The 13,722-nt window shown below is 44.7% G+C and carries 16 protein-coding genes; 13 read left to right on the plus strand and 3 right to left on the minus strand.

Annotated features, from left to right (window positions below; genetic code table 11):
* Positions 1–17 precede the first annotated feature (17 nt).
* From GT575_RS04625 to GT575_RS04650, 6 genes are all read left to right on the plus strand, one after another.
* A complete protein-coding gene (locus tag GT575_RS04625; RefSeq protein WP_120122858.1) occupies positions 18–1,010 on the plus strand; it encodes a YihY/virulence factor BrkB family protein in 993 nt (330 codons plus the stop codon).
* 173 nt (positions 1,011–1,183) lie between these two features.
* A complete protein-coding gene (locus GT575_RS04630; RefSeq protein ID WP_161171574.1) occupies positions 1,184–1,441 on the plus strand; it encodes a hypothetical protein in 258 nt (85 codons plus the stop codon).
* Between the two features lie 864 nt (positions 1,442–2,305).
* Positions 2,306–3,325 (plus strand): phenylalanine--tRNA ligase subunit alpha, encoded by a 1,020-nt coding sequence (gene pheS / locus GT575_RS04635; protein ID WP_015533215.1) that lies wholly within the window; start codon positions 2,306–2,308, stop codon positions 3,323–3,325.
* Positions 3,326–3,429: 104 nt separating this feature from the next.
* Entirely contained in the window at positions 3,430–5,859 is a 2,430-nt protein-coding gene (gene pheT / locus GT575_RS04640) for a phenylalanine--tRNA ligase subunit beta (protein WP_161171575.1), read from the plus strand.
* A gap of 127 nt (positions 5,860–5,986) precedes the next feature.
* Positions 5,987–7,051, plus strand: a complete 1,065-nt coding sequence (gene queA, locus GT575_RS04645; RefSeq protein ID WP_161171775.1) for a tRNA preQ1(34) S-adenosylmethionine ribosyltransferase-isomerase QueA — start codon at positions 5,987–5,989, stop codon at positions 7,049–7,051.
* A 224-nt stretch (positions 7,052–7,275) separates the two neighbouring features.
* Positions 7,276–7,692, plus strand: coding sequence for a hypothetical protein (locus GT575_RS04650; RefSeq protein WP_161171576.1), 417 nt, complete (start codon positions 7,276–7,278; stop codon positions 7,690–7,692).
* 44 nt (positions 7,693–7,736) lie between these two features.
* Here GT575_RS04650 and GT575_RS04655 read toward each other — a convergent pair whose 3' ends face one another.
* The 3 genes from GT575_RS04655 to GT575_RS04665 are packed head-to-tail and all read right to left on the minus strand — an operon-like array spanning position 7,737 to position 10,417.
* Positions 7,737–9,452: a recombinase family protein gene (locus GT575_RS04655; protein ID WP_161171577.1), complete on the minus strand. Its 1,716-nt coding sequence runs from the start codon at positions 9,450–9,452 to the stop codon at positions 7,737–7,739.
* Positions 9,453–9,490: 38 nt separating this feature from the next.
* On the minus strand, positions 9,491–10,015 hold the full coding sequence (locus GT575_RS04660) for a hypothetical protein (RefSeq protein WP_161171578.1): 525 nt from the start codon (positions 10,013–10,015) through the stop codon (positions 9,491–9,493).
* Between the two features lie 27 nt (positions 10,016–10,042).
* Positions 10,043–10,417, minus strand: coding sequence for a helix-turn-helix domain-containing protein (locus tag GT575_RS04665; protein WP_161171579.1), 375 nt, complete (start codon positions 10,415–10,417; stop codon positions 10,043–10,045).
* Positions 10,418–10,637: 220 nt separating this feature from the next.
* Between GT575_RS04665 and GT575_RS04670 the strand changes: the two genes are divergently transcribed.
* From GT575_RS04670 to GT575_RS04695, 7 genes are all read left to right on the plus strand, one after another.
* On the plus strand, positions 10,638–10,844 hold the full coding sequence (locus tag GT575_RS04670) for a helix-turn-helix domain-containing protein (RefSeq protein WP_117552171.1): 207 nt from the start codon (positions 10,638–10,640) through the stop codon (positions 10,842–10,844).
* 32 nt (positions 10,845–10,876) lie between these two features.
* Entirely contained in the window at positions 10,877–11,368 is a 492-nt protein-coding gene (locus GT575_RS04675) for a helix-turn-helix domain-containing protein (protein WP_161171580.1), read from the plus strand.
* A 57-nt stretch (positions 11,369–11,425) separates the two neighbouring features.
* On the plus strand, positions 11,426–11,551 hold the full coding sequence (locus GT575_RS15285; protein WP_264294162.1) for a hypothetical protein: 126 nt from the start codon (positions 11,426–11,428) through the stop codon (positions 11,549–11,551).
* On the plus strand, positions 11,517–12,104 hold the full coding sequence (locus tag GT575_RS04680) for a cell wall hydrolase (protein ID WP_243147839.1): 588 nt from the start codon (positions 11,517–11,519) through the stop codon (positions 12,102–12,104). Before GT575_RS15285 ends, GT575_RS04680 begins: the two co-directional genes overlap by 35 nt.
* Before the next feature lie 4 nt (positions 12,105–12,108).
* Positions 12,109–12,399, plus strand: a complete 291-nt coding sequence (locus GT575_RS04685) for a hypothetical protein (protein WP_161171582.1) — start codon at positions 12,109–12,111, stop codon at positions 12,397–12,399.
* 168 nt (positions 12,400–12,567) lie between these two features.
* Complete coding sequence (locus GT575_RS04690) at positions 12,568–12,789, plus strand: hypothetical protein (protein WP_161171583.1); 222 nt, start codon at positions 12,568–12,570, stop codon at positions 12,787–12,789.
* Between the two features lie 13 nt (positions 12,790–12,802).
* The gene (locus GT575_RS04695) at positions 12,803–13,711 is read left to right on the plus strand and encodes a recombinase RecT (RefSeq protein ID WP_161171584.1); all 909 of its coding nucleotides are present in this window, start codon (positions 12,803–12,805) and stop codon (positions 13,709–13,711) included.
* Positions 13,712–13,722: the final 11 nt, after the last annotated feature.

Consider the following 13,722-nt stretch of genomic DNA (forward strand, 5'->3'; position numbering starts at 1 on the left):
GGAGAGAATCACTAATTATGAAGTTAAAGAAGCGCATAGTGCTCATATACCATAAAGTCAGATTGTTTATGGCAGAGATGAATAAGGATCAGGTGGCGGCATTTGCGGCACAGTCTGCTTTTTTCCTGCTGCTGTCACTGTTTCCACTGGCGATGACGCTGCTTACATTTGTCAAATATCTGCCATTCACAGAGACACAGGTGTTGGAGATAATAAAGGAACTGTTCCCGGAGGAGATCAATTCCAATTTTGAATTCATGTTTGCAGAGATTTTCAACAGCAAGAGCTCACTGCTTGCCACCACAGCAACCATATTGCTCACAGTGTGGTCGGCGTCAAAGGGAACAATGGCTATAGGCCGCGGACTCACTTTCATGGCAGGCAAGGAGGACAGCGTCAATTATTTCCTCAGAAGAGCGATACACACTCTGTATACATTGATATTCTGTGTGATGCTGGTGGCGGTTATGGTCATATATATCCTCGGCGATGTAGTTGTGTCAAAAATGCTGGTGCGGCTGGATTCGGTGGAGAGATTCCAACTGGTGGATACCGTTGCGAATATCCTGTCGATCGTCAAGATAGCATTTGCCCCTACGGTTTTGTTTGGGGTTATGATCGTGGCATACTGGGCATTGCCGGTTGAGCGGGTGAGGATCAAGACCGCTGTGCCGGGAGCTGCATTTACGACCATACTCTGGATGCTTTTGTCATTTGGCGTATCGAGCTATATCAATATAGTGGGAATCAACACATATATGTATGGAAGCCTTGCAAGTGTGATATTGCTTGCGCTGTGGCTTTACATGTGTATGTACGTCATGCTGATAGGCGCGGAGATCAACAAATTCATGGATAATGGAATCCGGGGAATAAGAAGGCGTGCGCACAAGGCCGGGCGTAAGAAGAGACGACTTGAGAGGAAGAAAAAGCGTGCGGAGAAGAGGCGGATGCGAAAAAATCGACATTTAAAGATGGACGAAGAAGTTGATGTAGAAGTAGATAAATGAAATAAAAGTAGAGTGTATTCAAGTTAAAGAATACTGCGATTGAGACGCATAGTGGCTCATATAAAAATACAAGTAGTAAGCGGGTAAAGAAAACAATTTCTATAAATGTAAGATATTACAGTGCATATTATAAAATAAAAGCCTCCTATTCTGGTAGGGTGGCAATTGATATTTTGGTAACTAAGGGGGCAGTCACAGCAAGTCTAGCAACAGGGTATACATTGTCTACGCTTCTTTCAGATATAATAAGTAACTATGGAAGTACTGATATTAGGTCTCCTGGTATTGAAAACTGGGGATATAGATTTAAATATGTAACAAATAGCAGTAAAGATGGATTTGATATTTATTTACTTACGTATAATAGTAAAGGAAGACTTGCAGATACAAAGAAAATAAAGAGTGAAAGATATAAAGCGATTTTATCTTAAAAGGAGATTTTGGTAAGGTGATGTTTTATATAATCTTATTGATAGGCTGGATATTACTTTTGGCATCAATTGCTTTACAAATAAAGAAAAAGAAACGGGAAGATGATTAAATAGGAGTATGGTACTCGTAAGGTTTATTTTCACAATCAAGTTATATAATATTTCTGAAAATTGAATTGTTGTTGATCATGACAGTATGACAAAAAAGATGTTGACTAACACCCACATGTAGGTATATTATCTCTACAGGCAGTGACGATGCAAAAGATACGTATGTCGCCATCAGAGAGACCGGGTCAGCGGCTGAAAGCCAGGTCAGGTAAGAGTGCGTATTTAATTTCACATCAGAGCCACCACGGCTGAAGGATTGAAGATATCTGTTTTATCAGATGACAGATGTTGGTCTGTGTAGGGTGTGGCGTGTGACGTGCGACAAACGTCTAATGAGAGTCAGACATGGACAAGATACATAGAGTGTCTGGAATCAGGGTGGTAACGCGGATATAATTCGTCCCTAGTATGTATAACATGCTAGGGACTTTTGCGTTTACAGGGTGACAAGCGGCTGCGATGCGCGAGCTTGCTCGCATGCATCAGCAGACATTTGTCACCCGCGCGCGACATGAAACACGGAGCCCGGGAGGGCGGAGTGTGAATGCCGTGTAGGGATTGAGAGAGCGCGCAGCGCGGAGCAATCCCGGTAAACGCCAAAAAGAGGAATGAGCGCATAGCCCGATAGGGCGGAGCGCGAATTACTGTAGGAATTGCGGAAGCCGTAGTCGGGCAATTCCGTGACTTATATATGGAAGTAATTAATATAGGATCCACATTGAAATCCCTATAAATAGAAAAAGGAGAAATACGATGAGAGACAAGTTGGAAGCCATCAAGGCAGAGGCTCTTGCCAAGATCGAGAGCGCAGAGGTTGTATCGACACTTAACGATGTGAAGGTGGCGATACTCGGTAAGAAGGGAGAACTCACACAGGTTCTCAAAAGCATGAAGGATGTAGCACCGGAGGACAGACCAAAGGTAGGCCAGATGGTAAATGAGGCGCGTCAGGCCATCGAGACAGCCCTTGATGAGAAGACAAAGTCCATCAACAGGGCACTCCGTGCAGAGAAGATGAAGAGAGAGACCATAGATGTAACTCTTCCAGGAGTGAAGAAGCTTACAGGACACAGACATCCAAACCAGATAGCACTTGAAGATCTGGAGAGAGTATTCATCGGTATGGGTTACGAGATAGTTGAGGGACCAGAGGTAGAGTACGACAAGTACAACTTCGAGCTGCTGAACATCCCTGCAAATCACCCTGCAAAGGATGAGCAGGATACATTCTATGTTACAAAGGATATCCTCCTTCGTACACAGACATCACCTGTTCAGGCAAGAATCATGGAGAAGGGCAATCTTCCTATAAGAATCCTCTCACCTGGACGAGTATTCAGAGCTGATGAGGTAGATGCAACACATTCACCATCATTCCATCAGGTAGAGGGACTTGTGATAGACAAGGGAATCACCATGGCAGACCTCAAGGGAACACTGGCGCAGTGGGCAAAGGAGTTCTTCGGTGAGAACACAAAGGTCAAGTTCAGACCTCACCACTTCCCATTCACAGAGCCTTCAGCAGAGTGTGATATCACATGCTTCAAGTGCGGCGGCAAGGGATGCCGAGTATGTAAGGGCAGCGGCTGGATAGAGATCCTTGGCTGTGGTATGGTTCATCCAAAGGTTCTCCGCGACTGTGGAATAGATCCTGAGGTATATTCAGGATTTGCATTTGGAATCGGACTTGAGAGAGTAACACTTCTCAAGTATGAGATAGATGACATGAGACTTCTCTACGAGAACGACATGAGATTCTTAGACCAGTTTTAAGTATGTGTCAAGTTTTCTGTGAAAACTTGACATGCAGCTCCAGCCATTTGCCGAAGGCAAATTTTGCATGGCTGGAGTTCAATGATAAATAGGAGGACAAATAGATGAATACACCAATTTCATGGATAAAGGCATATGTTCCTGATCTGGACGTGACAGCTCAGGAGTTTGTAGACGCCATGACTCTCTCAGGATCACATGTAGAGGGTTACGAACAGAAGGATAAGAATCTTGACAAGATCGTTGTCGGCAAGATTCTCACTATGGAGAAGCATCCGGATGCGGACAAGCTTGTAGTATGTCAGGTAGATGTTGGACAGGCGGAGCCTCTTCAGATCGTGACCGGAGCAAAGAATGTAAAGGTCAATGATCTCATCCCACTTGTACTTGACGGTGGTAAGGTTGCGGCAGCACACGGCGATAACAATGAATACCCTGACGGAATCAAGATCAAGAAGGGTAAGCTCAGAGGAGTTGAGTCAAATGGTATGATGTGCGGTATAGAGGAGCTTGGTTCATCAAGAGACTTCTATCCGGAAGCACCGGAGGATGGCGTGTATGTATTCCCGGTGGAGTCAGGTGTGAAGCCGGGCGATGACGCTGTGAAGGCACTTGGACTTGACGATGTTGTTGTCGAATACGAGATCACATCCAACAGAGTTGATTGTTTCTCAATGATCGGTATGGCAAGAGAGGCAGCAGCTACATTTGACAAGTCATTTTACCCACCAGTGGTAACAAAGACAGGAAATGACGAGGACGTCAATGACTATATATCAGTAGAGGTAAAGGATCCTGACCTCTGCCCTAGATACACAGCAAGGGTTGTCAAGAACCTGAAGATCGGACCTTCACCAAAGTGGATGCAGCAGAGACTTGCTTCACAGGGAATCCGTTCGATCAACAACCTTGTCGATATAACAAACTACGTTATGGAAGAGTACGGACAGCCAATGCACGCATATGATCTCAGCACCATAGCTGGAAACAAGATCGTTGTCCGCCGTGCAAATGACGGAGATACATTTGTAACACTTGATGGACAGGAGAGAAAGCTCGACCATGATGTTCTGATGATCTGTGACGGCGAGAAGGAGATCGGTATCGCCGGAATCATGGGTGGAGAGAACTCCATGGTAACAGACAGCATCGAGACACTGCTCTTTGAGGCAGCATGCTTCGATGGAACAAATATCAGACTTTCATCGAGAAGAATCGGACTTGCAACTGATGCGGCAGCCAAGTTCACAAAGGGTCTTGATCCAAATCTTGCTATGGAGGCAATAGACAGAGCATGTCAGCTCATTGAGGAGATGGGCGCAGGTGAGGTAGTCGGCGGAGCTGTTGACGTGTATCCAAATCCTGTACAGGACAAGAAGCTTCCATTTGAGCCTGACAAGATGAATGCGCTTCTCGGAACAGATGTTGAGCCTGAGAAGATGCTGTACTACTTCGGCAGACTTGGACTCACATATGATGCAGATACTAACACACTGGATGTGCCAAGCTTCAGACAGGATCTGAACTGCATGGCAGATCTGGCAGAGGAGGTTGCAAGATTCTACGGATACGACAACATTCCTGTATCACTTCCAAGAGGTGAGGCAACAGTTGGTAAGCTCCCATACGACCAGATGATCAATGCCATCGCAAGGGATGTCCTTGAGGCAAATGGTTTCTCTGGCGGCATGTGCTACTCATTCGAGAGCCCTAAGGTATTTGACAAGCTGCTTCTGCCTGCTGACAGCGAGTTTAGAAAGACCGTTACAATAGCAAATCCTCTCGGTGAGGACTTCAGTATCATGAGAACTGTATCACTGAACGGTGTTCTCACATCACTGGCAACAAATTATAATAGAAAGAACAAGATCGCAAGACTTTATGAGTTCGGAAATGTATACCTTCCAAAGTCACTTCCACTCACAGAGCTTCCAGAGGAGAGAATGAAGCTGACTATCGGTATGTATGGTCAGGGAGATTTCTTTGATCTCAAGGGAGTTCTCGAGGAGCTTACAGACAAGGTTGGTCTCAAGGGACAGGTGACATACGAGCCTGAGTCAGAGTACACATTCCTACATCCGGGCCGTCAGGCAAAGCTCAAGAAGGGCAACCTGACAATTGGATTTATCGGACAGGTACATCCTGAGGTATGTGACAACTACAACCTTAAGGGGGAGGTATATGTTGCAGTTATAGATATGCCTACACTGGTTATGCTTTCAAACTTCGATACCAAGTACGAGGGAATCGCAAAGTTCCCTGGAAGTACAAGAGATCTGAGTCTTGTTGTGGACAAGGAAATATTTGTCGGACAGATAGAGGAAGTCATAAAGAAATGTGGCGGCAAGCTGCTTGAGAGCTACAAACTTTTTGATGTATACGAGGGTGAGCAGATCGCAAAGGGCAAGAAGTCAGTGGCTTACACAATGACATTCCGTGCTAAGGATAGAACACTTGAGACGTCAGAGGTCGATGGAATCATTTCCAAGATCCTCAAGGAGCTTGGAAAGCTCGGAATCGAGATCAGAGCGTAATAGGCGCTATCCTTGAAATATTTGTGATAGTAGTATAATATGTAACTGTTTGGCGCGGAGATATTGTATATATCCAGCGTCAGACAGTTATTTTTGTGTGAATAAATATGTGAGGAATTACGATATGATGAAATTAACAGACTTTTACTATGATCTGCCACAGGAACTTATAGCACAGGACCCACTCCTCAAGAGAAGTGAGTCACGTCTCATGGTCCTGGACAGAAAAGATAATACGATAGAGCACAAGCACTTTTATGATGTGATAGACTACCTGAATCCGGGAGACTGTCTGGTCATCAACGATACAAGGGTTCTTCCGGCGAGACTTATGGGCGTCAAGGAGGATACGGGAGCATCCATAGAGGTTCTTCTTCTGAAGAGAAAGGACGACTGTACATGGGAGACTCTGGTAAAACCGGGCAAAAAGTGTAAGGTGGGTGCTCGTATAGTATTTGGTTCAGAGTCAAATGAACCTGACCCTGAGACAGGACTTATAAAGGGCAAACTTGTGGGTGAGGTCGTCGATATAGTTGAGGAGGGCAACAGACTCATCAGATTTGAGTTCGATGGAATATTCGAGGAGATCCTTGACGAGCTGGGACAGATGCCACTCCCTCCATATATCACACATAAGCTTGAGGACAAGAACAGATATCAGACAGTTTATGCAGAGCATGACGGTTCTGCGGCAGCACCTACCGCCGGACTGCATTTTACAACAGAGCTGCTTGACCAGATCAAAGCGAAGGGAATAAAAATCGCGCATGTAACACTTCACGTCGGACTTGGAACGTTCAGACCAGTGAAGGAAGAGAACATACTAGATCACCACATGCATTCTGAGTTCTGTATCATAGAGCAGGATGCTGCTGATATGATCAACGAGACAAAGGCTGCAGGCGGAAGAGTTGTGTCCGTTGGAACGACAAGTACCAGAACTCTTGAGTCTATGTCGGACGACGATGGAACAGTTCATGCAGGCAGCAAATGGACGGATATTTTCATTTATCCTGGATACAAGTTCAAGGTTATTGACGCGCTCATCACAAATTTCCATCTGCCTGAGTCAACGCTTCTTATGCTTGTTTCTGCGCTCTACGACAGGGAACATATACTTGAGGCGTACAAGGTGGCGGTTGAGGAGAAGTACAGATTCTTCTCATTTGGCGATGCTATGCTGATTATTTGACACAAAATCTTACATTTGTGAAGTAATCAATTTCGTCATCAAAGTTTTCAATTACATCATTTGGGGTAGAAATGATTAAATTGCCGATGCTCTGCGGGGTGTCGGCATTTTGTTTGGCGTGAAAAATCTGTAAAAATGCGGAAAACACTTGCAATGGCGGTAGGTCATGCTATCGTAAAGTCAAGATAAAACAAAACATAAACACCCAACAGGAGGTAATTGATATGATGAACGATAAAATGGCAATGGCAATCGCAAAGGCAGTAGGTAAGGAAGTTGAAATCAAGACAGCAGAGCAGGATGGGAAGAACATCATCGTGACAGCAGCCGCAGGAGATGAAACCTACAAAGCAGTTCTCTCAGAGAGAAAGAACCAGTACGGAGCATATTACAGAGTTATGAGTTCTGAGGTCGTTGAAGTGACAGACGAAGAGCCGAAGGAAGATGTTGACGAGGTTGAGGCAATGGCAAATCTCGAAGCCGCAAAGAAGTTCAGTGAGCAGAAGAACGCTCCAGTATATGTGATGAGCAATGGGAAAAGAACAGCAGTCATCAAGACAGACTCAAATAAGGCTCGCCATGAGAAATACGGATACTGGGTGGCAGCGATTTTTGAAAACGGAGTACAGGTATCAGCATAGTGAATACAGAACGAAAGCCGGAGCAGTAATTGCCCCGGCTTATTTTATTTGAATATGAAAGTGTGTGACAGACCATTTTTGAATATGATTTGTTTTACTTGCCCGGCATCCATGATGATGCTGTCGATGATACTCTGCACGAATGTTTTGATGACAGAGGTATCGACAGAAGTGGCAAGCCGCTTGTAAGACACATAATTTCTGTCTGTAAGTTTCTGAGCAATGATGAACTCTGATGCCCTGCGGACAAATTCTTCGTCAGATACAGATTGGTTCCATTCGTCCGTATTTGAAAAACCTATCTGCTCGTTGACCTCATCCAAAGCCTCAGTCAGTTTTGATTTCTGAATGATAAATTCCGACTCCGGCATTGCATCCTCGGCATATAGATACAATTTTGTGAGTCGGTCTAAGGCTCGCTCGATTTTCTGTTTTTCATTTCGTAGTTTCGATAATTCGGAGACAACCTTTTTCTTCTTTAGTTTGGCAGACTTGCCGAAAACAGTTCCTTTGATTTTTCCGGAAGAAAGCATATTGAAAAGGTCGTTCAGACCGTCCTCATCTATATGGTCGATATAGGAGAATGTATTTCCAATCAGCAATGCAGCCTGCAACTCCTCGGGAGAATGGATGCCTGCAAAATTCTTTTGAACATTCAGCATATTTAGAACATAGTTGAATACGAACTCTCCAACGATAGGGTCTGATGTAAATTTGCCATTGCAGGCAGAGGCGAGTTTCCTGCGGGTAGGACAGGTGTATTTGGAATACTGCCAGTCTTTTTTTGCTGCCGCAGGCGTGGCTCCCATCGGCTTTCCGCAGTTTCCGCAGTACAGGAGTCCTGCAAATACATGGACATACTTTTCTGACTGGTAGGTGTTACGCTTTCGGTCGAGTCGTTTGTTTGCATCCAACATTGCAATGACACGCTCTTTTTGCTCTCGGGAGATAATTGAATCGTGATGGTCCTCAACGGTTATCCATTCGGACTCGTCCTTGACCTTTTGCCTGTCGCCCTCTTTCAAGACATTGTATCGGTAATCTCCACAGTAGAATATGTTATGCAGGATGATGTGCAGCGATACAGGGTTCCACAGGTTCCCGGCACGAGTCCTCAATCCCTTTTCGTTCAGATAGCGTGACTCACGGACTAAAGAACGCATCTCCTCGTATTTGTCATGTATGAGATGAACAATCTCAGCCTCGATAGGATTGGTTGAAAAATCCTTTGTCTCGTAGTCGTAGTTGTATCCGTACGGAACCCTGCCGCCGTTCCATTGACCGTTTGACGCTCGAGAAATCATAGTCGCAGTAACACGCTCGGAAGTCATGTTTCGCTCCAACTCAGCAAAGACAAGGATAATTTTCAGCATAGCCTCGCCCATAGCAGTAGAAGTATCGAACTGCTCGTTTTTGGATACGAACACCACGCCGAGGTCCTTGAGTTCCTTGTACATCGTTGCAAAGTCGAGCAGGTTTCGGGAGATACGGTCTATCTTCCACACGAGCAGGTGGGAAAATGCCCCTTGCCGTATCTGGGACATCATTTCTTGAAATTTTGGTCTGTCAGTATTCTTTCCGGAATATCCTGCATCCTCGAATATAACATAATCGTCTGTATTAAGCATCAGTTTTGCGTACGCAATCAAATCCTGTCGCTGCATAGGGAGCGAGTCTTTATCAATCTGATGAGTCGTAGAGACTCTGATATAGATGGCAACCCTGTTGGTAGAGGCAGGAGCAGTTCTATTCTGCATCATGTAATATCATCTCCAATCTAAAAAGGATGTCCGAGGTATCAGACATCCAATGCTTTTAATATTGCTTCGGATATGCCGAAGTAATCACTCTGCCAAACGCCGAGTTCCTGCAATCTTGGCAGCGTGATAGTTTTTCTTGATGAGTTATCCTCAATCAGAGTCTTGCGGGAGATTACGAAAAAATCCCACAGGTCAAGATTAAGAGGATTTTGGGATGGGGAAGTAGCCTTATAAAGACTGAATACATAAGCATCCGGCATCCCATTTATCGGATAGGATATGAAATCGGGATGCTCCTCATCCTGCGATTGCAGATATGATGCAGCCTCGATTTGCAATCTGTATCCATCGCCTGTAAGCATATCGTATGGAGTCCACTGAGCAGAGCCGTCCGGCAGAAAATGCCCGGACTGTCCTATGGACGAAGCCACAATAAATTTTGAAAGAGTGTTCCGGCGGCTGTTATCAAGAAAATCCGGATAAGACCACTTCCAAAAATCACTCATCGTCACGGAGATTTCTTCTCCGTTTGCTATGAAATGTTCGCTTCCGTTGAATACCATGAGCCTTCCTTCTTTCGATATAGTCTTTTATACTGACAATCTTTTTTCTCCGTACTCATCATCGGGCATAGCAGCAATCATGCCATCCGCATAGATGAGCAGGCGGTCTTGTAGGTCGGGAGTCAGTTTTCTGAACTTCTTTAAGCACTTTTGTTCACGAGCGTTGGAAATTTCCAATGAGTTATCCACATTCGGGTCTTTGAAATCCACACCACGCACAATGTAATCGAGAGATACATTGAAGTAATCTGCAAATTTCACAACGACATCAAGGGAAGGACTGCCTTTGCCTTTTTTCCAGTCAGTGAAAGATGACCCGGAGATACCGAGTTCTCTCGTGATTTGAGCAGGTTTTAAGTTACGCTCATCCATAAGAGCAACGAGTCTGTCTACAATCGTCATTTAGGACACCTCCAAAAAATAATTTGAAAATTCCAAGAAAATCTATTGACTTTTTGGAAAGTTCCAATTAGAATGTAGTCGTAAATTACAAAACACTAATACATTCAGTAAAGCAATTACATCACGCAATTCATTAAGAAATGGCAATATACAATTCGATTTTACCACACGACTATCGAAATGTAAATTACAAAGCGTGATAGGAAGGAGGGCAAATCGAATGGCAAGAGTGTTATCGCCGTGGTGCAAGCAGGCAAAAATCAGATTGATTGAACTGGATATGACCGTTGCTGAGTTGGCATCAAAAGTTGGACTCACAAGGGAGTACACATCGGCTATCGTGAACGGAAGAGCATTTTCCGAACCGGCGATAAAAGCAATCAGCGATGTACTCAATATCGCAGAAACAGCCTGCTCGCTAAATTAAGATTATTATAAGCCGAAAGGAGGCAGTACAACATGGGGAATGGCGGTACGAAAGAGAACCAAAATGTGTACTTTCGTGCAAGAAAGCAGGCAGCATTGTACAACGAAAAGCTATCAAGCCGTGAGGGAGCAGCAGAGATGCTCGGAATATCCCCATCGACCTTGGCAGATTACGAATTGGGAATAACGAAGTTTGTTCCGGTCGATAAAGTTGTCTTGATGGCAGATTTGTATAACTGCCCGGAGTTGAGAACCGGATATTGCAAATATGAATGTCCTATCGGGAAGCATATTCCACTGGCAACATCAGTGAGTGGAATAGAGGGCATTGCATTAAGGCTTATTCGAGAGTTCGACTCCAATGAAATTAAGAACATTGAGAAAGATTTGGTAGATATAGCAGCGGATGGCGTTATTTCAGAGGATGAAAAACCTACGCTTGAGAAAATTATCAGCAAACTCGACGAGATGTCGGTAGCAATCAGTGAGTTGAAACTCGCAGGAGAAAAGGCTCTGAAAGGATAGGTGGTTTAAGTGGGTGCTGCTGAATTGAGAACTTTCCTCAGAGAGGAATTTGGAATTATGAATGATGAAGAGTTTGAGGCGGCAGTGAACGCATCCACAGGAATAGACATTGGAATGTTTACTCAGCCGCTGAAAGGAGGAGCGGATGATGACAAGAAAGCAAATAAATTCCCTGCGGCGTAAAGCGAGAATGGGAGCCGTCATAGGAGCAGCAATATATCTTGCAGTTGGTGTCACAAGTTTTGGAAAAGACAATTCGAGCATTGAAGCGTCAGCAACCCCGACACAGCAGCCTGTATCCATACCACAAGAGACACCAAAAGCGACCGTGCAGGAGGAAAGAATAATCACATACACATACGATACGGTCGATGCTTATGACAGTTATCTGCTTGCCAAAATAGCGATGGCTGAGGCAGGAAATCAAGACACGGAAGGGAAAGCACTTGTAATGCTTGTGGTTCTGAATAGAGCATGGGGCGACAATGAATTTCCGGACACCGTGGAAGATGTGATTTACGATGACGGACAGTTCAGTCCGGTGCTTGAGGGAAAGTTTGAACAGACCATTCCGAACAAAGATTGTTGGGATGCTCTCGAGATGGTTATGCAAGGATGGGATGAAAGCGAAGGTGCATTGTACTTTGAAAGTAAGAGTTCCTCCACATGGCATGAAGATAATCTGAAATTCCTGTTCAAGCATCAAGACCATTATTTTTACACAGAAAAGGAGTGAGACGATGAGAAAGATTAGGAGATATATCATCAAAAATTGGTTTTGGATAGTCTTAGGACTCGTCCTCACAAGGAAGGCAATGGAATATTGCTATCGACAGAGAGGTTCATTCCAAGTCGGAGGCGAGTTCTTTATTCTTCCGGTCATTCTGATGGCTGTATATCTCATACCGAATATCGTGAGAGATGTACTCGGAGTATTCGGAGAGGAGGGCAAAGATGTCAGACCAAGAAATCGCAGAGAAGATGGTAGAAATCGTAGACGAGTTTCAAAGACAGACAGGTATGCCGGATGAGGTTGCCGACAGTGTTGTCAGACATTGTTTCAGAAAAATGGAACTGATAGACGCACCTGCTGAATATATCTTGCTTTTGCTACCGGATGAATTGAAAAACGCTTGTTTCAGAAGTTGGATAAACAAAAGGACGATGGAACTTGTAAAGAAAAAAGGAGGCGGTTGCGAATGTGCAGCCTGTGTAGACAGTTTCCATGCCACCCGAGATGTCCTAACGCTCCGGAACCTGTACCGCTTATGAGATGTAAGGAATGTGGAGAGGGAATTTACGAGGGCGATGAGTATTACGACACCGGGAGTGGCGGGATATGCAAAGAGTGCATAGAAGATATGACGGCAAATGAATTATTCGACCTGTTCGGAGAAAGTTACTCCGTGGCAGCGTCATAAAGGAGGTAAGAAGATGACAGAAAACACGCAGTTAGTAGAACAGCCGGAAAGAAAGATTGGTCCGGTTCAGCAGGTAAAATTACTGCTGAATGAGGATACTGTCAAGAAAAGATTTACAGATGTTCTTGGAAAGAAAGCACCGCAGTTCATGGCATCCATTGTAAACGTGGTGTCAGCATCACCACAGTTGAAGCAGTGTGAAGCGAACAGTATCATGGCAGCATCATTTGTAGCAGCATCATTCGACTTGCCAATCGACAGCAATCTCGGATTTGCGGCATTGGTTCCGTATAAGAAGAGTTTCAAGGATAAAGAAACAGGTCAGTGGGTCAAAAAGGACCTTGCGCAGTTCCAAATGATGTACAAAGGCTTTGTCCAGTTGGCAATCAGAACCGGACAGTACGAGAAGATGAATTGTTCGGAGGTTTACGAGGATGAACTTCGCTCATATAACCCGATTACAGGAGAATGCGAGTTTGTGACCGATTTCTCACAGACGCATCAGCGAGAGAATGGAGAGACTGACAAGATTGTCGGTTATTACGCATGGTTCCGCCTCGTATCCGGTTTTACCAAAGAACTGTATATGAGTAAGAATGAGGTAACGAACCACGCAAAGAAGTATTCACAGTCGTACAGATACGATTTGAATGACAACAAGACAAGCAGCAAGTGGTCTACGGACTTCGATGCAATGGCAAAGAAAACCGTTATTAAGTTACTCCTCAGCAAGTGGGGCATCCTGTCTGTTGAGATGCAGAGAGCGATTGCAGACGACCAAAAGACATTTGATGAGGATGGCAATGAGGAATATGGAGACAATCAGCCGGATGTTATCGAGGCTGAGGACCCATTCGCTCAGATTGAAGATAAGAGCGGCGAACAGGATGACGAGCCGGAAGAACTCGACATCACTCAGTAGCAGAAAGGAGA

It is taken from the genome of Coprococcus sp. BIOML-A2 (assembly GCF_009875795.1).
In the GTDB taxonomy this organism is placed as follows: Bacteria; Bacillota; Clostridia; order Lachnospirales; family Lachnospiraceae; genus Coprococcus; species Coprococcus aceti.

What these genes read in the sequence shown, in the direction of transcription:
- GT575_RS04660 (WP_161171578.1), bottom strand. Translation starts at nt 10,015, where the DNA reads ATGGTATTCAACGGAAGCGAACATTTCATAGCAAACGGAGAAGAAATC.
- pheS (WP_015533215.1), top strand. Translation starts at nt 2,306, where the DNA reads ATGAGAGACAAGTTGGAAGCCATCAAGGCAGAGGCTCTTGCCAAGATC.
- pheT (WP_161171575.1), top strand. Translation starts at nt 3,430, where the DNA reads ATGAATACACCAATTTCATGGATAAAGGCATATGTTCCTGATCTGGAC.
- GT575_RS04680 (WP_243147839.1), top strand. Translation starts at nt 11,517, where the DNA reads ATGACAAGAAAGCAAATAAATTCCCTGCGGCGTAAAGCGAGAATGGGA.
- queA (WP_161171775.1), top strand. Translation starts at nt 5,987, where the DNA reads ATGAAATTAACAGACTTTTACTATGATCTGCCACAGGAACTTATAGCA.
- GT575_RS04695 (WP_161171584.1), top strand. Translation starts at nt 12,803, where the DNA reads ATGACAGAAAACACGCAGTTAGTAGAACAGCCGGAAAGAAAGATTGGT.
- GT575_RS04625 (WP_120122858.1), top strand. Translation starts at nt 18, where the DNA reads ATGAAGTTAAAGAAGCGCATAGTGCTCATATACCATAAAGTCAGATTG.
- GT575_RS04655 (WP_161171577.1), bottom strand. Translation starts at nt 9,452, where the DNA reads ATGATGCAGAATAGAACTGCTCCTGCCTCTACCAACAGGGTTGCCATC.
- GT575_RS04690 (WP_161171583.1), top strand. Translation starts at nt 12,568, where the DNA reads ATGTGCAGCCTGTGTAGACAGTTTCCATGCCACCCGAGATGTCCTAAC.
- GT575_RS15285 (WP_264294162.1), top strand. Translation starts at nt 11,426, where the DNA reads ATGAATGATGAAGAGTTTGAGGCGGCAGTGAACGCATCCACAGGAATA.
- GT575_RS04670 (WP_117552171.1), top strand. Translation starts at nt 10,638, where the DNA reads ATGGCAAGAGTGTTATCGCCGTGGTGCAAGCAGGCAAAAATCAGATTG.
- GT575_RS04665 (WP_161171579.1), bottom strand. Translation starts at nt 10,417, where the DNA reads ATGACGATTGTAGACAGACTCGTTGCTCTTATGGATGAGCGTAACTTA.
- GT575_RS04650 (WP_161171576.1), top strand. Translation starts at nt 7,276, where the DNA reads ATGATGAACGATAAAATGGCAATGGCAATCGCAAAGGCAGTAGGTAAG.
- GT575_RS04675 (WP_161171580.1), top strand. Translation starts at nt 10,877, where the DNA reads ATGGGGAATGGCGGTACGAAAGAGAACCAAAATGTGTACTTTCGTGCA.
- GT575_RS04685 (WP_161171582.1), top strand. Translation starts at nt 12,109, where the DNA reads ATGAGAAAGATTAGGAGATATATCATCAAAAATTGGTTTTGGATAGTC.